This window comes from Rhodococcus sp. P4_C10 (assembly GCF_056402135.1).
Genome location: NZ_JBFUHZ010000010.1, coordinates 98,736 through 121,556, shown reverse-complemented (window position 1 = coordinate 121,556; position 22,821 = coordinate 98,736). Strand labels below are relative to the sequence as shown.

At 70.5% G+C, this 22,821-nt stretch carries 22 protein-coding genes; 10 read left to right on the top strand and 12 right to left on the bottom strand.

The annotated features are described in order from the left end of the window. Window positions 1–16 precede the first annotated feature (16 nt). Window positions 17–787 carry a winged helix-turn-helix transcriptional regulator gene (locus tag AC1DWC_RS09020; RefSeq protein ID WP_477907320.1) on the bottom strand — a complete coding sequence of 257 codons (771 nt, stop codon included), beginning with the start codon at window positions 785–787 and terminating at the stop codon, window positions 17–19. Between the two features lie 165 nt (window positions 788–952). Here AC1DWC_RS09020 and AC1DWC_RS09015 point away from each other — a divergent pair, with 165 nt between their 5' ends. From AC1DWC_RS09015 to AC1DWC_RS08990, 6 genes are all read left to right on the top strand, one after another. Beyond that, window positions 953–1,732, top strand: coding sequence for an LmeA family phospholipid-binding protein (locus AC1DWC_RS09015; RefSeq protein WP_477907319.1), 780 nt, complete (start codon window positions 953–955; stop codon window positions 1,730–1,732). After that, the gene (locus AC1DWC_RS09010; protein ID WP_477907317.1) at window positions 1,729–2,208 is read left to right on the top strand and encodes a thioredoxin family protein; all 480 of its coding nucleotides are present in this window, start codon (window positions 1,729–1,731) and stop codon (window positions 2,206–2,208) included. Before AC1DWC_RS09015 ends, AC1DWC_RS09010 begins: the two co-directional genes overlap by 4 nt. Window positions 2,209–2,448: 240 nt before the next feature. After that, window positions 2,449–2,934, top strand: coding sequence for a DUF4395 domain-containing protein (locus AC1DWC_RS09005; protein WP_477907314.1), 486 nt, complete (start codon window positions 2,449–2,451; stop codon window positions 2,932–2,934). Between the two features lie 47 nt (window positions 2,935–2,981). After that, complete coding sequence (locus AC1DWC_RS09000) at window positions 2,982–3,815, top strand: sulfurtransferase (protein ID WP_477907312.1); 834 nt, start codon at window positions 2,982–2,984, stop codon at window positions 3,813–3,815. 3 nt (window positions 3,816–3,818) lie between these two features. Next, window positions 3,819–4,124, top strand: coding sequence for a DUF1416 domain-containing protein (locus tag AC1DWC_RS08995; RefSeq protein WP_072843030.1), 306 nt, complete (start codon window positions 3,819–3,821; stop codon window positions 4,122–4,124). 284 nt (window positions 4,125–4,408) lie between these two features. Beyond that, window positions 4,409–5,047, top strand: a complete 639-nt coding sequence (locus tag AC1DWC_RS08990; protein ID WP_477837435.1) for a heme-binding beta-barrel domain-containing protein — start codon at window positions 4,409–4,411, stop codon at window positions 5,045–5,047. Between the two features lie 315 nt (window positions 5,048–5,362). Here AC1DWC_RS08990 and AC1DWC_RS08985 read toward each other — a convergent pair whose 3' ends face one another. The 6 genes from AC1DWC_RS08985 to AC1DWC_RS08960 form a co-directional block, all read right to left on the bottom strand. Further along, the gene (locus tag AC1DWC_RS08985) at window positions 5,363–6,583 is read right to left on the bottom strand and encodes a lipase family protein (RefSeq protein ID WP_477907310.1); all 1,221 of its coding nucleotides are present in this window, start codon (window positions 6,581–6,583) and stop codon (window positions 5,363–5,365) included. A gap of 86 nt (window positions 6,584–6,669) precedes the next feature. Further along, a complete protein-coding gene (cydC, locus tag AC1DWC_RS08980; RefSeq protein WP_477907308.1) occupies window positions 6,670–8,400 on the bottom strand; it encodes a thiol reductant ABC exporter subunit CydC in 1,731 nt (576 codons plus the stop codon). After that, window positions 8,397–10,115 carry a thiol reductant ABC exporter subunit CydD gene (cydD, locus tag AC1DWC_RS08975; RefSeq protein ID WP_477907306.1) on the bottom strand — a complete coding sequence of 573 codons (1,719 nt, stop codon included), beginning with the start codon at window positions 10,113–10,115 and terminating at the stop codon, window positions 8,397–8,399. Before cydD ends, cydC begins: the two co-directional genes overlap by 4 nt. Beyond that, window positions 10,116–11,138 carry a cytochrome d ubiquinol oxidase subunit II gene (cydB, locus tag AC1DWC_RS08970; protein WP_477907304.1) on the bottom strand — a complete coding sequence of 341 codons (1,023 nt, stop codon included), beginning with the start codon at window positions 11,136–11,138 and terminating at the stop codon, window positions 10,116–10,118. Between the two features lie 14 nt (window positions 11,139–11,152). Beyond that, on the bottom strand, window positions 11,153–12,649 hold the full coding sequence (locus AC1DWC_RS08965) for a cytochrome ubiquinol oxidase subunit I (RefSeq protein ID WP_477907303.1): 1,497 nt from the start codon (window positions 12,647–12,649) through the stop codon (window positions 11,153–11,155). Window positions 12,650–12,809: 160 nt separating this feature from the next. Further along, on the bottom strand, window positions 12,810–13,682 hold the full coding sequence (locus AC1DWC_RS08960) for an aminodeoxychorismate lyase (RefSeq protein WP_477907300.1): 873 nt from the start codon (window positions 13,680–13,682) through the stop codon (window positions 12,810–12,812). Between the two features lie 66 nt (window positions 13,683–13,748). Between AC1DWC_RS08960 and ygfZ the strand changes: the two genes are divergently transcribed. From ygfZ to AC1DWC_RS08940, 4 genes are all read left to right on the top strand, one after another. Next, the gene (ygfZ, locus tag AC1DWC_RS08955) at window positions 13,749–14,879 is read left to right on the top strand and encodes a CAF17-like 4Fe-4S cluster assembly/insertion protein YgfZ (protein ID WP_477907298.1); all 1,131 of its coding nucleotides are present in this window, start codon (window positions 13,749–13,751) and stop codon (window positions 14,877–14,879) included. Then, window positions 14,876–15,556 carry an MOSC domain-containing protein gene (locus AC1DWC_RS08950; RefSeq protein ID WP_477907296.1) on the top strand — a complete coding sequence of 227 codons (681 nt, stop codon included), beginning with the start codon at window positions 14,876–14,878 and terminating at the stop codon, window positions 15,554–15,556. Before ygfZ ends, AC1DWC_RS08950 begins: the two co-directional genes overlap by 4 nt. Continuing rightward, a complete protein-coding gene (locus tag AC1DWC_RS08945) occupies window positions 15,553–16,509 on the top strand; it encodes an asparaginase (RefSeq protein ID WP_072843040.1) in 957 nt (318 codons plus the stop codon). The genes AC1DWC_RS08950 and AC1DWC_RS08945 overlap by 4 nt, the downstream gene beginning before the upstream one ends. Before the next feature lie 137 nt (window positions 16,510–16,646). Then, window positions 16,647–16,856, top strand: coding sequence for a DUF3073 domain-containing protein (locus tag AC1DWC_RS08940; protein ID WP_477907294.1), 210 nt, complete (start codon window positions 16,647–16,649; stop codon window positions 16,854–16,856). A gap of 153 nt (window positions 16,857–17,009) precedes the next feature. Here AC1DWC_RS08940 and purM read toward each other — a convergent pair whose 3' ends face one another. The 5 genes from purM to AC1DWC_RS08915 form a co-directional block, all read right to left on the bottom strand. Further along, window positions 17,010–18,098: a phosphoribosylformylglycinamidine cyclo-ligase gene (gene purM, locus AC1DWC_RS08935; RefSeq protein WP_072843042.1), complete on the bottom strand. Its 1,089-nt coding sequence runs from the start codon at window positions 18,096–18,098 to the stop codon at window positions 17,010–17,012. Window positions 18,099–18,222: 124 nt separating this feature from the next. Beyond that, the gene (purF, locus tag AC1DWC_RS08930) at window positions 18,223–19,827 is read right to left on the bottom strand and encodes an amidophosphoribosyltransferase (RefSeq protein ID WP_072843043.1); all 1,605 of its coding nucleotides are present in this window, start codon (window positions 19,825–19,827) and stop codon (window positions 18,223–18,225) included. 123 nt (window positions 19,828–19,950) lie between these two features. Beyond that, window positions 19,951–20,355 carry a sterol carrier family protein gene (locus AC1DWC_RS08925; RefSeq protein ID WP_477907292.1) on the bottom strand — a complete coding sequence of 135 codons (405 nt, stop codon included), beginning with the start codon at window positions 20,353–20,355 and terminating at the stop codon, window positions 19,951–19,953. Further along, window positions 20,352–21,005: a CPBP family glutamic-type intramembrane protease gene (locus tag AC1DWC_RS08920; RefSeq protein ID WP_477907290.1), complete on the bottom strand. Its 654-nt coding sequence runs from the start codon at window positions 21,003–21,005 to the stop codon at window positions 20,352–20,354. The genes AC1DWC_RS08925 and AC1DWC_RS08920 overlap by 4 nt, the downstream gene beginning before the upstream one ends. A 30-nt stretch (window positions 21,006–21,035) precedes the next feature. After that, entirely contained in the window at window positions 21,036–22,769 is a 1,734-nt protein-coding gene (locus AC1DWC_RS08915) for an alpha/beta hydrolase (RefSeq protein ID WP_477907288.1), read from the bottom strand. Between the last annotated feature and the right edge of the window lie 52 nt (window positions 22,770–22,821).

Sequence of the window (22,821 nt, the reverse complement as noted above, 5' to 3'; positions counted from 1 at the left end):
ACTACACCGTCTCCATCTACTGCGCGGTCCCGTTGGTCGTGGTCAGAGTCGCGTCGGCCGCCTCGCCGGTGTCGTCGTCGGCGACGAGCTCCGCGTCCGCCTGCCCGCCCCCGGACTTGCGGCTGGGCCGGACGGCCTTGTAGCCGACGTTGCGGACGGTCCCGATCAGGGACTCGTGCTCGGGGCCGAGCTTGGCCCGCAGCCGTCGCACGTGCACGTCGACCGTGCGGGTGCCGCCGAAGAAGTCGTAGCCCCAGACCTCCTGCAGCAGCTGGGCCCGGGTGAAGACCCGGCCGGAGTGCTGCGCGAGGTACTTGAGCAGCTCGAACTCCTTGTAGGTCAGGTCGAGGGGGCGCCCGCGCAACCGCGCGGTGTAGGTGCCCTCGTCGATCGTCAGCTCACCGAGGGTGATCTTGCCGGACGCCTCCGGGCTGGCCAGCCCGCCGCTGCGCCCGACCAACAGCCGCAGCCGCGCGTCGAGTTCGGCGGGGCCGGTGCCGGGCAGCAAGATGTCGTCGAGACCCCATTCGGAGTTCACCGCGACCAGTCCGCCCTCGGTCACGACCGCGACCACGGGAACCGCCGAACCGGTGCTGCCGAGCAACCGGCACAGTCCGCGCGCGGCCGCGAGGTCGGTGCGGGCGTCGACCAGTGCCACATCCGCGGACCCGGCCTCGAGCAGCGACGACACTTCCGTGGGCGCCGGCCTGAGGGTGTGCGCCAACAGCGCGAGTGAAGGCAGCACTGCCTCCGGGTGCGGGTCCGAGGTCAGCAGGAGCAGCTCCACGCGGGCCTTCCCCTCTCGTCGTCCATGTCGAGCACGGTGGTGTGCCTGAACACGGTGATGTGCCTGAACACGCGGCGACGGTGACGCGATACCTCGAAACAGACTAGCTTGCCGCCTTCGACAGCCGGACCGACCAGTCCCGGCGCGTTCGGTCACAATGGTGCGGTGCGCAAACTGATACTCGCCCTGGTGTGCCTGCTGGCGCTTGTCGTCGTCGTCGACTTCGGTGCGGCCGCCTACTCCGAGTACCGGGTCTCACGAGGCCTGCGTGCCGGCGGTGAGCTCACCGCCGACCCCGACGTGACCATCACCGGCTTCCCGTTCCTCACTCAGGCCGCCGCCGGGAAGTACTCGAACGTCGAGATCCGCGCCCAGGGCGTGAACAGCAACGTCGTGGGCGAGGTGACCGTGGAGGCGAACCTGCACGGCGTCAGCATCCCGGCGTCCGACCTGGTCAACGGCACGGTGAAGACGGTCCCCGTCGACCACATCGACGGCCGCGTGCTGATCGACGCCACCGAGCTCGGCACCTTCCTCGGCATCCCCGACCTGCAGGTTTCCGCGCCGCCGGCCGACCCGTCCGACGGGACCGGCGGCTCCGGCGGCTCCGGGATGACCACCTCGGGCGGCGTCGTGCTCACCGGCACCGTCCCGGTCGGGCCGCTGCGGGCCAGCGTCAGCGTGCAGGCCGACCTGATCCTCGACGGCGAGAACGTCAAGGTCGTCGCCACCGACCTCTACTTCGGGCCCGAGGGCCGCGCCGACTTCACCGTCCCGGACATCCTGAAGCCGACCGTGCTCGGGCTGTTCACCAGGACCATCGACGCGCAGCAGCTGCCGTTCGGCGTGGTCCCCAGCAAGGTCTACGCGGAGGGATCCCAGCTGGTGATCGAGGGCGTGGGCGACAACGTGGTGATCAACCTCGACGATCTCCAGACGCCGTGACCGCGCTCGTCGTCCTCGCCGTCGTGCTGGTGGCCGCTGTCGCGGCCGGGGCGTTGCTGCGCGCGCGCTCGGGCACGGTCCGGGCCACCGAGTCCGGGCCCGTGGTCGACGAAGCCCTGCGCGAGCTGCTCACCGAGGCCGGGGTGAACACCGCGGGGCCCACTGTCCTGCACTTCTCCGCGGACTGGTGCGGGCCCTGCGCTGCGGTGCGACGGGTGATCCACCAGGTCCTCGGGAACCTCGACACCCGGCTCGGCCCCGACGCGGCCCGCGCCGTCGAGGTAGAGCTGGACATCGACGAAAACCCCGTCCTGGCAAAAGAACTGGGCGTACTGTCGCTGCCCACCACCTTCATCTTCGACGCCGCACTGGTGCAGCGGCACCGGATTTCCGGGGTCCCCGCCGCCGCGGACCTCGAGACCGCGCTGCTCCCACTGTGCGGACCCGGCAACTCTGTTCCGGGAAAAAACGGGTAAGCTCGCCGACGTGCACTCCAGCCAAGAGCTCATGCTCACCCGTCGCCGCACAGTTGACCTGTGCCGCCTCGGTGGTTGTTGCTGTCTCTGCTGCTGATCGCACGGCTGACCGCAGTCAGGCTCATTTCCGGCATCCCGACTGAGCCCCGCGCCGTGCCGATCGGAACACGCGCCCTCTTCACGTAACCACGGTCTTCACGTACTCACGAGGCACTCGTTCGAGCGCAGGAGCACATCCCGATGCCTACCTTCACCACCCAATACGTAACCAGTTCGACGCCGACCCAGGTCGACGTCCGCGGACCTCGCTTCGCCGCCTGGATCACCACCGCCGTCCTCGTCGCCGTCCTCGCGTTGTCCACCGTCTCCGCGGTCGCGGCCGGCCTGCTGCTTGCCGTGCAGGCCGTGGTGTTCGCGATCGGCGCCGCCCTCGGCCCGCGCCGCAGCCCGTACGGGCAGGTCTTCGCCCTGTTCGTGGCGCCGCGACTGGCACCGACCAGCGAACGCGAACCGGCCGCGCCGCTGAAGTTCGCGCAGCTCGTCGGCCTGGCGTTCGCCGTCGTCGGCGTCGCCGGGTTCCTCACCGGCCTGGCCACGCTCGGCGCGGTCGCCACCGGCTTCGCCCTCTTCGCCGCCCTGCTCAATGCGGCGTTCGGCATCTGCCTCGGATGCCAGATCTACCCACTCGTGGCCCGCTTCCGCGGTCCGACGCGGCTTGCGACGTAGTCCGCACCTCCCACCCAGACCCAAGCAGTAAGAACGAAAGGAAACCCATGGCTCGCTCCGACGTCCTGGTCTCAGCCGACTGGGCAGAGCAGAATCTCTCCGCCCCGAAGACGGTTTTCGTCGAGGTCGACGAAGATGCCTCGGCATACGACGGCGGCCACATCGAGGGCGCAGTCAAGCTCGACTGGCGAAAGGACCTGCAGGACGCCTTCCGCCGGGACTTCCTCAACCGGGAGCAGTTCTCCGAGCTGCTGTCCGCCAAGGGCATCTCCAACGACGACACCGTCGTGCTCTACGGCGGCAACAACAACTGGTTCGCGGCGTACGCGTACTGGTACTTCAAGCTGTACGGCCACCAGGACATCAAGCTGATCGACGGTGGCCGCAAGAAGTGGGAGCTCGACGGCCGCCCGCTGTCGGCAGCCGAGGTCACCCGCCCGGTCACCGACTACAAGGCCGCCGAGCCGGACACCTCCATCCGCGCGTTCCGCGACGAGGTCATCAACGCCATCGGCAGCAAGAACCTCGTCGACGTGCGCTCGCCCGACGAGTTCTCCGGCAAGATCCTCGCGCCGGCGCACCTCCCGCAGGAGCAGGCGCAGCAGCGGGGCCACGTCCCCGGCGCCATCAACATCCCGTGGAGCACCACCGCCAACGAGGACGGCACCTTCAAGTCGGACGACGACCTGGAGAAGCTGTACGCCGCGAAGGGCTTCGACGACAGCCGCGAGACCATCGCGTACTGCCGTATCGGCGAGCGGTCGAGCCACACCTGGTTCGTGCTGCAGGAGATCCTGGGCAAGAGCAATGTCAAGAACTACGACGGCAGCTGGGTCGAGTACGGCTCTCTCGTCGGCGCACCGATCGAATTGGGAGCATAAATCATGTGCGGAGCACCTGTTCAGGGTCAGACCCTGCCGTCCGGCGTCAACGTCGAGAAGGAAACCGTCATCACCGGTCGCGTGCTGAGCGCTGACGGCCAGCCCGTCGGCGGCGCGTTCGTCCGCCTGCTCGACGGCACCGGCGAGTTCACCGCCGAGGTCGTCGCGTCCGGCACCGGCGACTTCCGCTTCTTCGCCGCCCCGGGCACCTGGACCGTGCGTGCGCTGTCCAGCACCGGCAACGGCGACACCACCCTCTCCCCCGAGGGCAGCGGCATCCACAACGTGGACATCACCGTCAGCAAGTAGGACGCGTCGCGTCACGGCCCCGCTCCCGGTTCGCCCGGGGCGGGGCCGTCGTGCGTCCTGACCCAGGTCCGAACGCCACCCGACGCACCTGCGCCACCCGAGGCGGCCGGATCCGGCGCCCCGGTCTAGAATGACGCCGTGGTCATTTTCTTCGAGGTGCTGCTGGTTCTCGCAGCCATTCTGATTACCTGGTTCTCGCTCTACGTCGTGTACCGCTTGGTCACCGACCAGCCGTGAGTCCGACCGGGGTCCCCGAGGACGATCAGTCCCCCGACCAGCCGGCCGTGCAACGCGGCTCCGGCGACAAGGCCGTGGCCGACGCGATCGAGCGGTCCAAGGACACTGCCGGGCGCAACATCCCGGTGCTGTCCGGACTTCCGCTGCCCGAGGAGACCGCGAACCTGCGCCTCGGCCCCGACCTGCATCCCGGCCTGCTCGCGCTGCTGCCGCTCGTCGGCGTCTGGCGCGGGGAGGGCGAGGGGCACGACCTCGAGGGCGAGTACCGGTTCGGCCAGCAGGTGGTCGTCAGCCACGACGGCGGCAACTTCCTGTCCTGGGAGTCACGGTCCTGGCGCCTGGACGTCGACGGTCAGTACACCGGACCGGACCTGCGTGAGAGCGGGTTCTGGCGGGTCAGCGGCGACGGCGTCCCCGGCAGCGTCGACGAGGAGACCGTCGAACTGCTGCTCACGCACGCCTCCGGCGTCGTCGAGCTGTACTACGGCCAGGCGCTCACCCAGTCCAGCTGGGAACTGGCGACCGACGTCGTCATCCGCAGCAAGCACGGGGCGATGGTCGGCGGCGCCAAGCGCCTCTACGGCATCGTCGAGGGCGGTGACCTCGCCTACGTCGAGGAGCGCATCCTCGCCGACGGTCCGCTGAAGCCGCACCTGTCCGCGAGGCTGTCCCGCTACATCGGGTAGCACTCCCGTCTGATCGCTGCCCCTCCGTCTGATTGCTGCCCGTCGACGCCGAACGGCCCCCGAGCCGTACCGCCGACGGACGCTTGTCGTCGTACGGTCCCGGTCGGGACTGACCGGGGGCTCGGGGGCCGGGTGACTGTCGGGGATTCGCCAGCCGCACACGCGGTCAGTGAATTCCACTGGCGCGGCTAGCTGACAGCCACCTCACGCGTCCTGTAGTTCTTCAACTTCAGACCACCTCCTTCCTCGTGTACGGACGAAGGTACGCCCGGCCACGAGGGTGTGCAACGGATTATTTTCCGGTCCGTGCGCAGGTCAGCAGGTGGACGGTGCGGCGTCCCCGCGGAACCTGTCCTCCATCCAGTCGAGCGCCCGCGGCAGACCCAGGACCGCGGCCGAGAGATGGTCCGGGGTGGGCGTCAGGAGCGACTCCACCGGAGTGCCGGCCCCGCAGTAGCGCCGCAGGGTGTTGTCGATGGAGTCGACCGGGATCAATCCGTCGGTGGGGCTGTGCCATTCGAAGATCGGGAAGTCCGGGACGCCCGGGTACAGCTCGAGGCTGTTCTCGTCCATCACCTCCCAGGCGGCCGGATAGTTCATGAAGTCCTTGTTGTCCGTCACCTGCGCCGCGCTGCGCCCGATGCCCCAGAACATGATCTCGTTGGTGCAGCCGTTCTTGATCATGTCCTGGAGCCAGCGGCCCTGGTCGTTGAGCTGGCCCGACACGTTGATCCGGTCCGGGTACTCGCGTTCGAGCCCCAGCGCGGCCGCCATCGCGAGGCCGAAGGCCGGATGCGGGTTCGCGCCGAGCGCCTGGGCCATCTTCCCCAGGTTCATCGGGACGCCGCCTTCGGCCGCGCCGACGATGTTCAGTCCGGGCGCGTAGGTGGGTGCCATCGCGGCGGCCCACCCGGTCGCCATCCCGCCCCCGGAGTAGCCGGCCAGACCGATCGGGCTGTTCGCCACCTGGAACTCGGGGATCTTCCGCACGGCCTTGAGCCCGTCGAGAGTGATCTGCCCGCCGAGCTTCGCGGCGCCGTACGCCATCCTCGGCCCGAGATGGTCGGGAAGTGTCACCGCCCACCCCCGCGCGAGCGCGATGTTCAGGCCGGGCGCCTCCCGGATCTGGGTGAACGGGTCGGTCGTGTAGAGCTCGGTCGCGATCTTGCACTTGTTCCCGAGCGCGTTGATGATGTGCTGGTACGACACCAGCGGACCGTCCGGGACGCGGTTCGGCGGCAGCAGGAAGGTGGTGTTCGCCGCCATCGGATGCCCCTGGGAGTCCTTCGTGCTGAAGAGCACCTCCCACACCTGGCTCCCGGGAAAGTAGAGGTTGGGCGGCATCTGCCGGAGCTTGAGCACCTCGCCGGGAGCATGCGCGGCCAGGTCCGGCGGCGCACTGAAGAAGGGATCCGGGTCGGCCACCGGGTAGACCGGGAGCGCGGCCGCACCGCCGGCCCCCGCCGTCGCCGCTACCAGGACCGACGCCAATCCGACCACGACGCCGCCTACCAGACTTCGAATCAACGCTCCCATGGACCACTCCCCAGTCGTCAGGACGTTCGATCGAGCATTCCGTCGTGACTATGCCAGGGGTCTCCGACGGCCCATCGGGTTTCGTGTCACTGCTTGGTCTCGACAGCGGGCCGTTCGGTCACGATTCGATCACTTCGACCGCTCTCCTCATCACGGTCGGCTCTCACCTCGAGCACCCGATCCACGGCACTGCGGCTCGGCAGTTGATGCGTCACCACGACCACCGTTCGGCCCGGGTCCACCAGGTTGCCGGAGCGGTCGAGGAGCGCGCGGAGCAGCGCCGCGCCCTCCTCGGCGTCGAGGTGTTCTGTCGGCTCGTCGAGCAGCAGCACCTGCGCGGGCGAGACCAGCGCCCGCGCGAGCAGGAGCCTGCGGCGCTGACCCCCGGACAGCGACCGGCCCCCCGACGCGAGAGAGGTGTGCACGCCGTCCGGCAGTCCGGCGAGCCACTCGCCCAGACCCACCGATTCCAACGTCGCCGACGCCTCGGCCTGGTCGAGGTCGCCGCGGGCCACCCGCAGGTTCTCCAGCAGTGACGTCTCGAACAGGTGCGCATCCTCGGCGAAGAACCCGACCTCGCGACGCACCTGGGCCGGGTCCAGGTCCCCGACCGCCGACCCGTTCACGGTGACGCCGCCGTCAGCCGGGCCGAGCAGACCCGCGAGGGTCATCAGCAGCGCCGTCTTGCCGGCGCCGCTCGGTCCCACCACCGCGGTCCTCGAACCGGGCGGCAGGTCCAGGTCCATCGGGTCGGTGTCGGTGCCGCCGGGCCAGCCGCACCGCAACTGTCGGGCCCGCACGTGCACCGGCTCCATCACCGGAGCGGTGCTCGGCGTGGGCGCCTCCCCCGCCCGGTCCAGCAGTTCCATGATGCGGGCGGACGCGATCCGGGCCCGGGTCAGCGCGACCGCGGCGGCCGGCAGCACGGCCGTCGCCTCGAACGAGGCGAGCGGGAGCAGCACCAGGATCGCCAGCGACATCGGGGTCATCGCGCCGGGTGTGCCCCCGTCGACGCCGTACGCCGCGATGCCGATCAGCAGGGCACCGAACACGCTCGCGCCGACGGCGAGCGGGGTCGCGGCCGCGGCGAACCCGGCGGGTACCGCCGCCCGATCCGTCGCCCGGATCTCCTGACGCTCCCAGGCCTGCGCCTGGCGGCGCATCTCGTCCAGGCGGCCGGCCACCCGCAGTTCCGCGGCATGGTCGAGGGCCAGGACCGCGGACTCGCTGAACCGCGCGGCCGCGAGCGCACCGTCCGCCTCTGCCATTCGAGCGGCCCGCGCCGAGAGCATCGGCGCGGCGATCCCCGAAACCGCCAGTGCGACGGCCAGTACCAGCGCACCGGCGGGCGAGATCAACGCCAGACCACCGACCGCGACGAGGGCGAGAACCACCGCGACCGCGATCGGGACCAGCGCCCGTACCACCACGTCGCCGAGCGCGTCGACGTCCGCCCCGGTGCGGGCCAGCAGGTCACCGCGCCGCAGGCCGGCGGGCGCGGCCGGATCGCCCTCCGACAGCCGCCGGTAGATCCGCTCCCGCGCCGACACCGTGCCCCGCAGGGCGGCGTCGTGGGTGGCCAACCGCTCGAGGTAGCGGAAGATGCCGCGGGAGATGCCCAGCGCCCGCACCGCCACCACGGCGACTGTCAGGTCGAGCACCGGCGGCATCTGCCAGGCCCGGGTGATCAGCCACGCGGACAGCGCGGCCAGCGCCAGCGCGCTGCCGAGCGTCGCCACCCCGGCGACCACCGCGTAGGCCACCCGTCGCGGGCTCAAGTCGAGCAGGCGCAGTGCACGGAGCAACGGATCGCTCATGCCGCCGCCTCCCCGGTTCCGGAGGGCACTGCCTCGGACTGCGCGGTCACCACGGTGTCGCCGGCGGCCAGCACCGACGGACGGTGTCCCACCAGCAGCACGGTCCGACCGGCCGCGGCCAGTCGGCGCAGCGAGTCGAGCACCGTCGCCTCCGTGTCGGCGTCCAGGTGTGCGGTCGGCTCGTCGAGCAACAGGACCGGCGCGGGCGAGAGCAGCACCCGGGTCAGCGCGAGGCGTTGCCGCTGCCCCACCGAGAGCCCCAGGCCCCCGACGCCGACCGTGGTGTCCCAGCGGTCCGGCAGTTCGGCGAGAACCGTATCGAAGCCGGTTGCCGCACAAGCTTTCTCGATATCCAACTCGTCGGCGTCCACCGGACCGGTGAGCTCGAGGTTCTCGCGCAGCGTGCCCGGGACCAGCACCGGATGCTGCGGCAGCCAGGCCACCTCGTGCCACCACCGAGTGGCGTCCAGCCGGTGCACCGGCGTCCCGCCTACCAGCACCTCCCCCTCGTCAGGGTTCGCGAGACCCAGGATCAGTTGCAGCGCAGTGGACTTGCCGGAGCCGTTGGCGCCGGCGAGCACGGTGACCCGTCCCGGCTCCGCGGTCACGTCCAGGCGCCGCGGCGCCCAGCCCCCGCGCGAACGCACACCGACCCCGCGCAACGTCACCGTGGCCGAGTCCGCTACCTCGCCATCCCCGAGCGGGCCGGACCCGTGACCGTCGAGAATGTCGAAGGCCTTGTCCGCGGCGGCCTTTCCGTCCTCTGCGGCATGGAACTGGGCCCCGACCATCCGCAGCGGCAGGTACACCTCCGGAGCCAGGATCAGCGCGACCACCCCGTCCCGAAGGCCCATGTTGCCGAACACCAGGCGGAGCCCGATGCTCACCGCGATAAGGGCGACGCTGAGCGTGGCCAGCAACTCGAGCACCATCGAGGACAGGAACGCCACCCGAAGCGAGGCCATGGTGGTGCGCCGGTGCGCATCACCGAGCTCGCGAACCCGGTCCGCCGGTCCGCGCTCGCGGCCGAGTGCCCGCAGCGTCGGCAGGCCGGCCAGCAGGTCCAGCAGCTGCCCGGACAGGCTGGTCATGGTGGCCAGCGAAGCCTCGGCCTTGCCCCGCGTGAGCAGCCCGATCAGGATCATGAACACCGGGATCAGGGGCAGCGTCACCACCACGATCACGGCGGACGTGACGTCGGTGAGCGCGATGACCAGCAGCGCCAGCGGGGTGACGGTGACCGCGAGCAGCAGGGCGGGCAGGTACCCGGTGAGATACGCCCGCAGGCCCTCGATCCCGCGGGTCAGGACCGTCGCCACCTCGTCGCGGCGGGGGTCGAGCTCGCGCGGCGACAGCTCGGTGGCCGCGGTGAGCAACTCGCCCCGCAGCTCGCCGATCACCCGCGACGCCGACCGGTGCGCGAAACGCGCGTGCGCCCAGGTGGACACGGTGCGCACCAGGATCGCGCCGGCCAGGACGGCCAGTTCGGTGCGCCAGGCGCCGACGCTGCGGGTCGCGGGGTCGGTGATCACCCCGGCCAGCACGGTTCCGATCATCACCGCGGAGACGATGACCGTCACCGCGGTGACCAGCGCGAGCGCCACCGTCAGGAGCAGGTAGCCGCGGGCGGACCGCGAGTAGCGCCACAGGCGCGGGTCCACCGGGCCGCGCCCGCGGGTGCGTGACTGGGGCGCGGCCTCGGTCTCGGTCGGCATCTAACGTGACTTCGCGGGAAGACCGATCGACGGCGGGATCTGAGCGGTCGAGATCCGCTGGCGGAACACCCAGTACGTCCAGGCCTGGTATCCGATGACCACCGGCGTCATGAAGACGGCCGCCCACGTCATCACCTTGAGCGTGTACGGGCTCGACGAGGCGTTGTAGATGGTGAGGTTGTACGCCTCGTCGATGGTGGACACCATCAGGTTCGGGTAGAGCGAGCCGAAGAGCAGGACCACCGTCGCGACGACCGCGACCGTGGTGAGCACGAAGGCCCAGCCCTCCCGTGCGACGGCTGTCAGCGCGACCACCCCCACCAGGGCGGCGGCGGCCACCGCGACCAGGATCCACGTCCAGCCCTTGCCGTAGGCCAGCTGCGTCCAGAGCACGAACGCCCCCGCCACCACCACCGTCGGGATCGACAGTCGGGCAGCGAGTTTCACCGCGTCCTCGCGGACCTCACCGGAGGTCTTGAGTGCGATGAACACCGCACCGTGCAGCGCGAACACGATGGCCGTCGTCGCACCGCCCAGCAGCGCGTACGGGTTGAGCAGGTCGAAGAACCCGGAGACGACCTTCTTGTTCTCGTCGATGGCCACGCCGCGCACGATGTTCGCGAAGGCGACGCCCCAGAGAACCGCGGGCACCCACGAGCCGATCATGATGCCGGCGTCGCACCGCGCGCGCCAGGCCGGATCGTCGATCTTGCCGCGCCACTCGATCGCACAGATGCGCAGGATGAGCGCGACCAGGATCAACAGCAGCGGCAGGTAGAAGCCCGAGAACAGGGTGGCGTACCAGTCCGGGAACGCCGCGAACAACGCTCCGCCCGCGGTGATCAGCCAGACCTCGTTGCCGTCCCACACCGGGCCGATGGTGTTGAGCAGCACCCGACGCCGGGTGTCGGTACGGCCGAGCGCCGGGAACAGCATGCCGACACCGAAGTCGAAGCCCTCGAGCACGAAGTACCCGACGAAGAGCACCGCGATGAGGATGAACCAGAATTCTTGAAGTCCCATGGTCTTCTCCCGCCTCAGTACGCGAACGACAGTTGTCTGGGTTCACCCGAGTCGTCGGGTGGCAATTCGTCGCCCGGCGGACGCATGTCGTGGTCCGACGGCCCGGCGATCGCATACCGGCGGATCAACATGAACCAGACGACACCGAGCGCGGCGTAGACCAGCGTGAAGGTGATCAGCGAGGCGACCACGAGGGCGGTCGGATGGTCGGACACACCCTGATCGACCAGCAGCCGGATCTGGTCCACCCCGGTCGGATTCGGATGTACCACCCAGGGCTGGCGGCCCATCTCGGTGAACACCCAGCCGGCGCTGTTGCCGAGGAACGGCGTGGGGATGGCGAGGAGGGACAGCCAGCCGAACCACTTCTGGTCCGGCACCCGGCCGCCGCGGGTCATCCACAGCCCGACCACGGCGAGGATGGCCGAGCCGGCCGCCCACCCGATCATCGCGCGGAAGGTCCAGTAGGTGACGAACAGGTTGGGCCGGTAGTTACCGGGGCCGAACTGCTCCTCGTATTGCAACTGCAGGTCCTCGACGCCCTGGAGGGTGACACCGGTGAAGCTGCCCTCGGCGAGGTAGGGCAACACGCCGGGAACCTCGAGCACGCGGGTGATGCTGTCGCAGTTGTTCTGGGTGCCGATCGTGAGAATCGAGAAGTTGGGGTCGGTCTCGGTGTGGCACAACGATTCCGCGGAGGCCATCTTCATCGGCTGCTGCTCGAACATCAGCTTGGCCTGGATGTCACCGGTGATCGCGAGGCCGACACCCGAGGCCACCATCACCCACAGGGCGAGGATCGTGACCGGGCGGAACATGGTCCTGGCCTGGTTCTCGTTGGCGGCCGCCACCACGGGGTCAGTGGCCGCCTTGGCCCGCTTCATGTTGCGCACCATCCACCAGCCGCCGATACCCGCGACGAAGGTGCCCGCGGTGAGGAACGCACCCGCCACCACGTGCGGGAAAGCCGCCAGCGCAGTGTTGTTCGTCAGCAGCTCCCAGATACTGGTGAGCTCGGCCCGACCGCGTTCCTCGTTGTACACCGCACCGACCGGGTGCTGCATGAACGAGTTTGCGGCGATGATGAAGAAGGCGGACGCGTTGACACCGATCGCGACCAGCCAAATCGTGGCCAGGTGAACGAGTTTCGGCAGCCGACCCCAGCCGAAGATCCACAGTCCGAGGAACGTCGACTCGAGGAAGAAGGCCACCAGGCCCTCGAGCGCCAGCGGTGCGCCGAACACGTCGCCGACGAAGCGGCTGTACTCGCTCCAGTTCATGCCGAACTGGAACTCCTGCACGATGCCGGTGGCGACGCCGAGCGCAAAGTTGATGAGGAAGAACTTGCCGAAGAACTTGGTGAGCCGGTACCAGTGATCCTTCTTGGTGATCACCCACATCGTCTGCATCACGGCGATCAGCGGGGCGAGCCCGATCGTCAGGGGGACGAGAATGAAGTGGTAGACGGTTGTGATTCCGAACTGCCAGCGCGAAACATCCAGTGCGTCCATTGACAACTCCCAGACAGGGCCCGTTGGACAGGCATGCCGGAACAGAGGTCGTGGGCTGACGCCTCAGTCCCGCATCAAAAGGTATCTTCCGCGGCGGTATGCCGCAGGTCTTTATCTACTACTAGTCGTAGTATCGATGTCAAGACGACCTGTCCGGGCATCAGGCCGCGTCGAGCTCGGCTCCTACCGTCTCCGCGGCCAGGCCCACCAGCGACGACACCTCGTCCGCGATCTCCGGAGCCGGCAGGCTCAGCCCGTCCAGGGTGTGCACCCGTGCGGCGAGAGTCACACTCGACAGCAGCCAGAGTCCGTCCGCCAGAATGAGATCCGCGGGCCTCAAAGCGTCGACCTCGCACCGGAACCGGTGCGCTCCGGCCACCTCGAACAAGGCCTGCTGGGTGGTCCCGGGCAGGATCCCGTGTTCGATCGGCGGGGTGATCAGGGTCCGCCCGCGCGAGATCAGCACCGTCGACCTCGGCCCCTCCAGCACCATGCCCTCGCTGCTCGTGAAGATCACGTCGTCGGCGCCGCGCGCGTGCGCGTGCCGCAGCGCCGCCATGTTGGTCGCATAGGACAGGGTCTTGGCCCCCAACAGCTGCCACGGCGCCGTCGCGGCCGTGTCGACCGAGTACCCGCGAGCGAGTGTGAGCACCGACACCCCGTCCCGGCGGGCGGCCTCGACCCGGTCCGCGACCGGGCCGACCGTGAGGTACCCGGTGGGCCCGCCGCCGGACTCACGCCCGCGGCTGAGCACCAGGCGCATGATGCCTTCGCGGTCGGCGCCCCACTCGTCGAGCGCCAGCCCGACCGCGATCCGCCAGTCGTCGAGGTCCGGCTCCGGCAGGTCCAACGCCGCCGCGGACCTCCGCAGCCGCGCCAGGTGCAGCTCGATGGTGCACGGCACCCCGTCGCGCACCAGCACCGTCTCGAAGACGCCGTCGCCGCGCACCGCACCCAGGTCGTCCGCATGCAGGAGGGGGGCGTCGGGATCGTGCACGACGCCGTCCAGGGTCACCAACACCTGATCAGCCATGCCCCAAGCCTATCGGCGCGCCGTTCGGCGCGGCACCGCCGTGCACGGCGCTCCTAGAATGGAGGTGTGTCCGAGTCACCGAGCATCACCACGAGTCCCCTGCTCACCCTCCCCGGCGCCGTGCCGGCCCCCGACGATTCCCTCGACGCGGGTGTCGCCTGGCACTACGGGGATCCGTTGCGCGAGCAACGATCGGCCGAGACCACCGCCGCGATCGTCGACCGGTCGAACCGGTACGTCCTCTCCATTGCCGGCGCCGAACGCCTCAGCTGGCTGCACACGATCTCCAGCCAGCACGTCGCGAACCTGCCCGACGGCGCGTCGGCGGAGAACCTCAGCCTCGACCTCAACGGTCGCGTCGAACACCACTTCGTGCTCACCGATCTCGACGAGGTGACGTGGATCGACACCGAACCGAAGTACGGCCCCGACCTGCTCGGGTTCCTGCAGAAGATGGTGTTCTGGGCGAAGGCCGAGCCCAAGCCGGCGCCCGACATGGCGGTGCTCACCCTGATCGGCCCCGACATCCGACGGCCCCGGATCCTCGAGGCGCTCGGCGTCGGCGAGCTGCCCGGTGTCTACGGCGCCGTCGCCGTGGCCGGCGGCGGCTTCCTCCGCACCATGCCGTGGCCCGGCGAGCACGCCTGGGACCTCGTGGTCCCCCGCGACCGGCTCGGCCACTGGTGGGCGGCCCTGACCGAGGCCGGCGCCGCTCCCGCGGGCAGCTGGGCGTTCGAGGCGCTGCGGGTGGCCGCACTGCGCCCCCGGATCGGCCTCGACACCGACGAACGCACCATCCCGCACGAGGTCCGCTGGATCGGCGGAGTCACCGAGCACGGCGCGGTCCACCTCGACAAGGGCTGCTACCGCGGCCAGGAGACGGTGGCTCGGGTGCACAACCTGGGCAAGCCGCCGCGGCACCTGGTGCTGCTCCACCTCGACGGCTCGGCGGACACCCTGCCGCAGCCGGGCGACGCCGTCACCGCGGACGGTCGCGCCGTGGGCACGGTCGGCACCGTCGTGGACCACCACGAGCTCGGCCCCATCGCGCTGGCCCTGGTCAAGCGGACCGTGCCGGCCGAGACCCCGCTCGTCGTCGGCGGCGGCACCGCCGCGGCCATCGACGCGGACTCCGTCCCCAGCTACGACGCCGTCCAGGCGGGCCGTGCCGCCGTCGACCGGCTCCGCGGACGGTGACCGGGCCCGCCCCGGCAGCCGGCCGCGTCGAAGCGGTCTGCGTGCTGTTCGCCGAGCGCGACAGCGGCACCCGGCGGGTGCCGCGCACCGCGATCGACAAGCGCCCTGTGACCGGCCCGGTGGGCGTCCACGCGGCCGGGCTCGACGGCGACCGGGTGTGCGACACCGAGCACCACGGCGGCGCCTTCAAGGCGGTCTACGCCTACCAGGAGGACGAGGCCCGGCGGTGGGCGGCGGAACTGGGCCGCGACCTGCCCGCCGGCTGGTTCGGGGAGAACCTGCGCGTGAGCGGGCTCCCCACCAGCGACGCGGTCATCGGCGAGCGCTGGCGGCTCGGCGACCGCGACGACGCGCCGGAACTCGAGGTGACGGGCCCACGAACCCCGTGCGGCACCTTCGGCGTCTGGGCCGCGGAGCCCGGCTGGGTCAAGCGGTTCGCCGAGCGCGCCGACACCGGCGCCTACCTTCGGGTGGTCCGCGGCGGACGGGTCGTGGCCGGCGACGCGATCGAACGCGTGCACGTCCCGGCGCACGGCGTCACGGTCCGCGACCTGTTCACCGGCCGCGACCCGGAACGGCTGGCGCTGTTGCTCGCGCAACAACCCGACCTGTCGCCTAGTGTCGAGGACAAGGCACGCCGACGGATCACCGGGCTGAAGGTGCAGGTGGAGTATTGAGCGTCGAACTTGTCGAGGTGGTCCGGTCCGGTCTCCGCGAGTGCGTGCACCGGGGTTCCGCAGTGCTGCTGGACCCGCACGGCGAGGTCCTGCTCGCCATCGGTGAGGTGCACACCCCGACCTACCCCCGTTCGTCCAGCAAGCCCATGCAGGCGGTCGGAATGCTGCGCAGCGGGTTCGTCCCCGCCGACAGCCGCGAACTGGCCCTGGCCACCGCCTCGCACCACGGCGAACCGGAGCACGTCGCGGTGGTCCACGGGCTGCTGCAGCGCACCGAAGTCGACGAGAACCGCTTGCAGTGCCCGCCGGACCTGCCGTCCGACGAGGTGGCCCGGGCCCGGGTGCTCGCCTCAGGCGGTCTGCGTCGACGAATCTTCATGAACTGCTCCGGCAAGCATGCGGCGATGCTCGCGGTGTGCGTGGCCCGCGGCTGGCCCCTCGACAGCTACCTCGACCCGGCCCATCCGCTGCAGCAGGCCGTACTCGACACCGTCTCCGACCTGGCCGGCGAGATCGAGTCCGACCACGGCATCGACGGCTGTGGGCTGCCGACCATCCCGCTGGCGTTGACGGCCCTCGCCCACGCCTTCTCCCGCCTCGTCACCGCGCCGCCGGGGAGCCCGGAACGGGCGGTCGCGGACGCGATCCGCGACCATCCCTGGCTGATCTCGGGCACCGGCGCGGACGATGCGCAGCTGATGGCCGCGGTGCCTGGCCTGGTCTGCAAGGCCGGGGCCGACGGTGTGCACGCGGGCGCGCTGCCCGACGGCACCGCCTTCGCCCTCAAGATCGACGACGGCCACGAGCGGGCCCGGCTGCCCCTCGCCGCGGCGCTGCTGCACCGCCTCGGCGTCGAGTGGACCGAGGACCTCGCGGGGCTGGCGTCGCCGCCAGTCCTCGGCGGAGGCGTGCGAGTCGGCACCATTCGGGCTGTTCCGGGCGCGTTGAGATAATTCAGACACCCCGGACTGCCAGGGGAAGGAGCGGCAAATCCTTTCTCAGGCTAGAGTGTGGGTCAGGAAGAAACACACACTCAAACGGGGCCGCCAAATTCCCCAGGCCGCCCCGCGAAAGCGCGAGGGGGTTAGCCATGGGCCGCGGCCGGGCTAAGGCAAAGCAGACCAAGGTTGCGCGTGAGCTCAAGTACAGCTCGCCGTCCACGGACTTCTCTAGCCTTCAGCAAGAACTGTCGGGAAGCTCGTCCAGCTCGCATCGGACCGGGGTCGGCACCGACCAGCGGTCCGAATCGGATGGTCGTTCGCGCTGGGACGACGACGACTCCGACGACTGGCGCCGCTGACCAACGCAGCTGACAAGTGAGGGGAGCCCACAGGCTCCCCTCATTTCCGCATCTGCGGCAGCGCGCGCTCAGCGGCGCCCAATTATCCCCGGATACGACAACGGTCCGGACACCCCGATGGGAATACGGGGTGTCCGGACCGTTTGTCTTTGCCTAGAAGCGCGGGTGGTCTCCCACCAGGTGCGCCTGGCCGGAGCCGTCCTGCTTGTCCGACGCCTTCGAGACGGTACCCATGGTCCAGCAGTCGATGTGCCGGGCGGTGAGCACGGCCAGCGCGCGGTCCACGTCCTCCGGCGCCACGATCGCGACCATGCCGACGCCCATGTTGAACGTCTGCTCCATCTCGGCGCGCTCGACGCGGCCGCGCTGGGCGATCATCGCGAACACCGGTGCCGGGCTCCAGCTACCGCGGTCCAGCTCGGCGACCAGGCCCTTGGGCATGACCCGGGCCAGGTTGTTCGCCAGTCCGCCGCCGGTGACGTGGCAGAACGTGCGCACGTCGGTCTCGGCGGCCAGTGCCAGGCAGTCCTTGGCGTAGATCTTGGTCGGCTCGAGCAGTTCCTCGCCGAGCGTGCGGCCGAACTCCTCGACGTGGCCGGTAAGCGGCATCCGGTCGATCTCGAGCAGCACCTTGCGGGCCAGCGAGTAGCCGTTGGAGTGCAGACCCGAGGAGCCCATGCCGATCACCACGTCGCCCGGACGGACCCGGTCGGGGCCGAGCACGGAATCCGCCTCGACGACACCGACGCCGGTGGCCGAGAGGTCGTAGTCACCGTCTGCCATCAGGCCGGGGTGCTCCGCGGTCTCGCCGCCGAGCAGCGCGCAGCCGGCGATGATGCAGCCGTCTGCGATGCCCTTGACCAGTTCCGCGACCCGCTCGGGCACGACCCGGCCGACCGCGATGTAGTCCTGCAGGAACAGCGGCTCGGCGCCGCACACCACGAGGTCGTCGACGACCATCGCCACCAGGTCCAGGCCCAGCGTGTCGTGCTTGTCCATCGCCTGCGCGACCGCGATCTTGGTCCCGACCCCGTCGGTGGAGGCCGCCAACAGCGGCTCCCGGTAGCCGCCCTTGAGGGCGAACAGACCGGCGAAGCCGCCGAGGCCGCCGAGCACCTCCGGGCGACTGGCCTTCTTCGCGAGCGGCGCAAAAAGCTCGACGGCCCGGTCGCCGGCGGCGATGTCGACACCCGCCGCCGCGTAGGAGGCGCCGGTGGGGCGGGGGTTCTGGTCCTCGGTCATCGCGTTCTGACTCCAGCTGTGTTCTCGACAGTGCCGTCAGAGCACTGTGGTTGGTCCCAGGACGTGGACGACCCGGGTGGTGTGCGTGCCGGTACGACTCGCATTATGCGGTCTCGGCGCGGGTCTAGGGCCGACTCAGCGCACTCGCGTTGTCGTTGTCCGGCTTCGTCGGGGCGCCCGCGGTGACATCGAGCATCCCTTCGAGCACGTTCTTGCCCATCGAGGTCTCCTTGGGCAACGCGATCGGGTAGTGACCGTCGAAGCACGCGGAGCACAGCCGGGAGGCCGGCTGTTCCGTCGCGGCGATCATGCCCTCGATCGAGACGTACCCCAGGGTGTCGGCGCCGATCGACCGGCGCACACCCTCGAGCATCTCGTCCATGCTGGTGGCGCTGCCGTCGGCCTCGCTCACGCCCGCACCGTTGGCGATCAGCTCCGCCGGGGAGGCGAAGTCGATGCCGTAGAAGCACGGCCACTTCACCGGCGGCGACGCGATCCGCACGTGGATCTCCAGCGCACCGGCCTCGCGGAGCATCCGGATCAGTGCCCGCTGGGTGTTGCCGCGGACGATGGAGTCGTCCACCACGATCAGCCGCTTGCCGCGGATGACCTCCTTGAGCGGGTTCAGCTTGAGCCGGATACCGAGCTGACGAATCGTCTGCGACGGCTGGATGAAGGTACGGCCCACGTAGGCGTTCTTCATCAGACCCTGGCCGTACGGAATTCCCGAGCCCTGCGCGTAGCCGACCGCGGCGGGCGTACCCGACTCGGGGACCGGGATGACCAGGTCGCCGTCGATCGGGTGTTCCTTGGCCAGCCGACGGCCGATCTCGACTCGGGTCGAGTGCACCGATCGTCCGCCGATGACGCTGTCCGGACGGGCGAGGTAGACGTACTCGAAGACACAGCCCTTGGGCGTGGGGTTCGCGAAACGCGACGAGCGGACGCCGTCGGCGTCGATCGCGAGCAGCTCGCCGGGCTCGATGTCGCGCACGAAGGACGCGCCGACGATGTCGAGAGCGGCGGTCTCGCTGGCGACCACCCAGCCACGGTCGAGCCGACCGAGGCAGAGCGGGCGGACACCGTGCGGGTCACGCGCCGCGTACAGGGTGTGCTCGTCCATGAAGGTCAGGCAGAACGCGCCACGCAGGGTGGGCAGCAGTTCCATCGCGGCCTGCTCGACGGTCCGGTCCGCGGCCGCGTGCGCGAGCAGCGCGCCGACGATGTCGGAGTCCGAGGTGGCGCCGCCGGGACGCTTGTCGTTGACCAGTCCGGCCTCGCGGGCCCGGGCAGCGAGCTCGGCGGTGTTGACCAGGTTGCCGTTGTGACCGAGAGCGATGCCAGTGCCCGCCGCGGTGGTCCGGAAGATCGGCTGCGCGTTCTCCCACGTGGTCGAGCCGGTTGTGGAGTACCGACAGTGCCCGACGGCGACATGGCCCGACATCGCACCGAGCGTCTGCTCGTCGAACACCTGACTGACCAGGCCGAGGTCCTTGAACACCAGCACCTGCGCGCCGTCGGCGACGGCGATGCCGGCCGCCTCCTGGCCGCGGTGCTGCAGTGCATACAGCCCGTAGTAAGTGAGCTTCGCCACATCCTCGCCGGGAGCCCAGACGCCGAAGACGCCACACTCCTCGCGGGGTGGTTGCTCGTCCTGATCGGACATGCCCGGAGGGGGCACGGCGGCGAGGAGATTCGGACTGTTGACCGACAATTCGGCTGGAGTCACCGGGGTTGCTCCCTAGGGGATGGGTGTGGGGGGCAACTTCAGTCTACGGCCCTCGCAGGGGTGCTCCTACCACCGGCATCTCTACAGTGCCGGGCTGTAGCGTCGGTCACAGGCGAGCGTCGGTCACACGCGCAGCAGTGGGAGCCAGTGTGCGATCTCCCCCGCTCGGGTGCCCGACGCGGTGAGCGCGCCCGCGGCCGCGGCCGCCTCGAAGGTCAGCCCCCCGGTGACCAGCTTCAGCCAGGTGCGCGGGTCGGTCTCCACGACATTGGGCGGCGTGCCGCGGGTGTGCCGCGGGCCCGCGATGCACTGCACCGCCACGAACGGCGGGACGCGGACCTCCACCGACGAACCCGGCGCGACGTTCTCCAGGGTCCGGGCGCTGAGGCGAACCGCGGCGGCCAGCTCGGCGCGGGCGGGGGCGGCAACCGCCGTGGCGTCGTCCGTGTCGGGGGCGACGACCCAGTCCCGGACGGTCAGCAGTGCGTCCCGCAGCTGCGCGGGGTCGATCTTGCGGCGTGCGGTCACCGCGCCAACCTACCGGCAGCCCAACGGGCGGCGAGCGCGCCGCCGACGTTCACCGACAGGTGCAGCAAGATGGGCGCCAGTACGCCGCCGTCGCGTCGGAGCCGGTCGAAGAGCAGGCCGGACGCGGCGGTGACGGCGACGGTCGCGGCAACCGGATCACCCGCCACCCGTGCCGGCCGCACGTGCCAGAGCCCGAACGCGAGCGCTCCGACCGCTCCCCCGGCGCGCGGCCAGGCCCGCCGCACCTGCGCGTGCAGCACGGAACGGAACAGCAGTTCCTCGGCGAGCACTGTTCCGAACGGGATCTGCACGCCCACCCAGCGGGCGAACTCGCCCCGCCCGCGGATCGGGAGCTCGCCGACGCGCGGCGCCAGCAGCGGCGCCGTCAACGACGGGACGGCCAGCGCCGCAGCGTACGCCAGGGCGGGCACCGCGGCGACCGCGGCGGCGCGCGGCAACCCGCGCCGCAGCTCGAGCCCGAGTTCGGCCACGCTCGCCCCGGATCCCAGCGCCAGGCCGGTGAACCCGACCGCCAGGGCCGTGTTCGCGGCCGCGCGACCGTCCGGCCCCAGACGCAGCGCGGGCAGCAGCCAGTTGCTCCAACCGACCAGGGCGAGCGCGTACCCGGCCGCGCGGGCGGGCACGTTCACCGAGTCCGGCCTGTCACTCGTCGGGACCGGTCACTTCTCCGGGCCCTGGGTGCCCACGACGGATTCCAGCACGCCCCGCACCCGGTCGGTGTCGGCCTGCGTCCAGCCGTCGGGCGCGGCGATCGCCAGCCAGCCGTCGAGCACGGTCGTGCCGTAGTTGTGCCCGTGCCCGTCCGGAACCCCCGCGGCGTTGGCCAGGTCCGCCGACACCTGCCAGAACGTCACCACCGGGAACCACCGCATCTGCGGGAGCCGGTCGTATCCGGGCGGCTCCGAGAGCCAGTCCGGTCGCTGGAACAGCAGGTCCGGCGACCACCACACCACGGGGTCGGACGGGTGCTGGATGTAGAGCACCCGCGGGTAGAGCCACGGCGACGGTGGCTGCGAGATGTCGGCGGCGCTGTCGGCGAACCGGACCACCAGGCCGTCGGCGTACACCGGGGCCACCTCCGGGGTGCCGGGGTCTCGGCGGGTGACCAGCTGGTGCCACAGCACGTTGGCATTGGGCGGACCGACCCACAACACCCCGTCGACGGTTTCGCGGATGGCCCCGAGGCTGTCGAACGCACCCTCGCCGGCCTGCGTGCCGAGGCTCTCGCCGTACACGTACAGCTTGGGCCGGGTCTCCGGCGGCTTGGTCAGCCAGCGCTCGTGCACCTTGTCCACCAACGCCTTCCCCGCGTCGGCGGCCTTCTGCCGGTCCGCGATGAAGGAGATCCAGCTGGGCAGGTACGAGTACTGGGCGGCGACCAGGGCGGTGTCCCCGTTGTGCACCAGCTCGATGGCCTCGGCGGCGGTCGGGTTCACCCAGCCGGTGCCGGTGGTGGGAATGACCACCAGGACCTTGCGGTCGAAGGCGCCGGTCCGTTCCAGCTCGTCGACCACCACGTCCATCCGCGCCTCGGTGGTCGGGGCGGTCTCGAGGCCGGCGTAGACCCGGATCGGCTCCCTGGCCGGGGCGCCGTTGGCGGCGGACAGCTGCGCGGCGTCCAACCCCCGGGAGACGAAGTTGCGCCCCTCGAAGCCGAGGGTGTCCCAGGGCGCCAACGACTCCGGGCTGCCCGACTGCTCCGGGTTGAGGGGCTCGGTGACGCCGTCGCGGGTGCTGTTGTTCTGCAGGCTGAACGCGGAGTTGGCGATGGAGTACAGCCCGTTCAGCAGCACGCCGGTGACCAGGGTGTAGGTCAGGAACGCCACCAGCACGACGCCGAGCGGGAACGCGGCCTGCCGCGGCACCTTCAGCCAGCGGTTGAGATAGCGGGCCACCAGCCGGACCAGGTCGCGCAGCACCCGCCACAGCGAAATCGCCGCGGCGGCCACGAGCAGGCTCAGCCCGCCGGTACGGATGTAACCGGAGGTGGTGGTGCCCTCGGCGTCCATCAGCGCCGCCAGCTCCCGTTGCCAGCCCGCGGAGTACACCAGCATCACCACGGCCGCGACGATCGAGCCGGCGACGACCACGATCTCGAGCACCTGCACGACCCGGGGCGGCAGCGGCCACCAGGACCGCCCCGCCAGCAGATAGCGGTACACCGTCCAGCCGACGGCGGCGCCCACCCCGTAGCCGATCGCGGCGTTGATTCCACCGATCAGACCCTGGAAGAGCCAGTCGCGTGGCAGCAGCGACGGGGTAAGCGACCAGCAGAAGAACAGTGCCGCGAACGCGATGCCGGTGAAGTCGAGGCGGAGCAGTCCCCATGCCCAGACCACGAACGGGTGGCGGGCGACGAGCTCGTCGGTACGTGACCAGACCCCGGGCTGCACAGCGTCAGGCTGCGCGGTCCCGGGGTCCTGGGTCTCGTCGACGTCGGTCAAT

Excerpts from the sequence above, each read along its gene's own strand:
- AC1DWC_RS09005 (WP_477907314.1), top strand. The coding sequence starts at position 2,449 with ATGCCTACCTTCACCACCCAATACGTAACCAGTTCGACGCCGACCCAG.
- AC1DWC_RS09000 (WP_477907312.1), top strand. The coding sequence starts at position 2,982 with ATGGCTCGCTCCGACGTCCTGGTCTCAGCCGACTGGGCAGAGCAGAAT.
- AC1DWC_RS08995 (WP_072843030.1), top strand. The coding sequence starts at position 3,819 with ATGTGCGGAGCACCTGTTCAGGGTCAGACCCTGCCGTCCGGCGTCAAC.
- AC1DWC_RS08985 (WP_477907310.1), bottom strand. The coding sequence starts at position 6,583 with ATGGGAGCGTTGATTCGAAGTCTGGTAGGCGGCGTCGTGGTCGGATTG.
- cydC (WP_477907308.1), bottom strand. The coding sequence starts at position 8,400 with ATGAGCGATCCGTTGCTCCGTGCACTGCGCCTGCTCGACTTGAGCCCG.
- cydD (WP_477907306.1), bottom strand. The coding sequence starts at position 10,115 with ATGCCGACCGAGACCGAGGCCGCGCCCCAGTCACGCACCCGCGGGCGC.
- cydB (WP_477907304.1), bottom strand. The coding sequence starts at position 11,138 with ATGGGACTTCAAGAATTCTGGTTCATCCTCATCGCGGTGCTCTTCGTC.
- AC1DWC_RS08965 (WP_477907303.1), bottom strand. The coding sequence starts at position 12,649 with ATGGACGCACTGGATGTTTCGCGCTGGCAGTTCGGAATCACAACCGTC.
- AC1DWC_RS08960 (WP_477907300.1), bottom strand. The coding sequence starts at position 13,682 with ATGGCTGATCAGGTGTTGGTGACCCTGGACGGCGTCGTGCACGATCCC.
- AC1DWC_RS08940 (WP_477907294.1), top strand. The coding sequence starts at position 16,647 with ATGGGCCGCGGCCGGGCTAAGGCAAAGCAGACCAAGGTTGCGCGTGAG.
- purM (WP_072843042.1), bottom strand. The coding sequence starts at position 18,098 with ATGACCGAGGACCAGAACCCCCGCCCCACCGGCGCCTCCTACGCGGCG.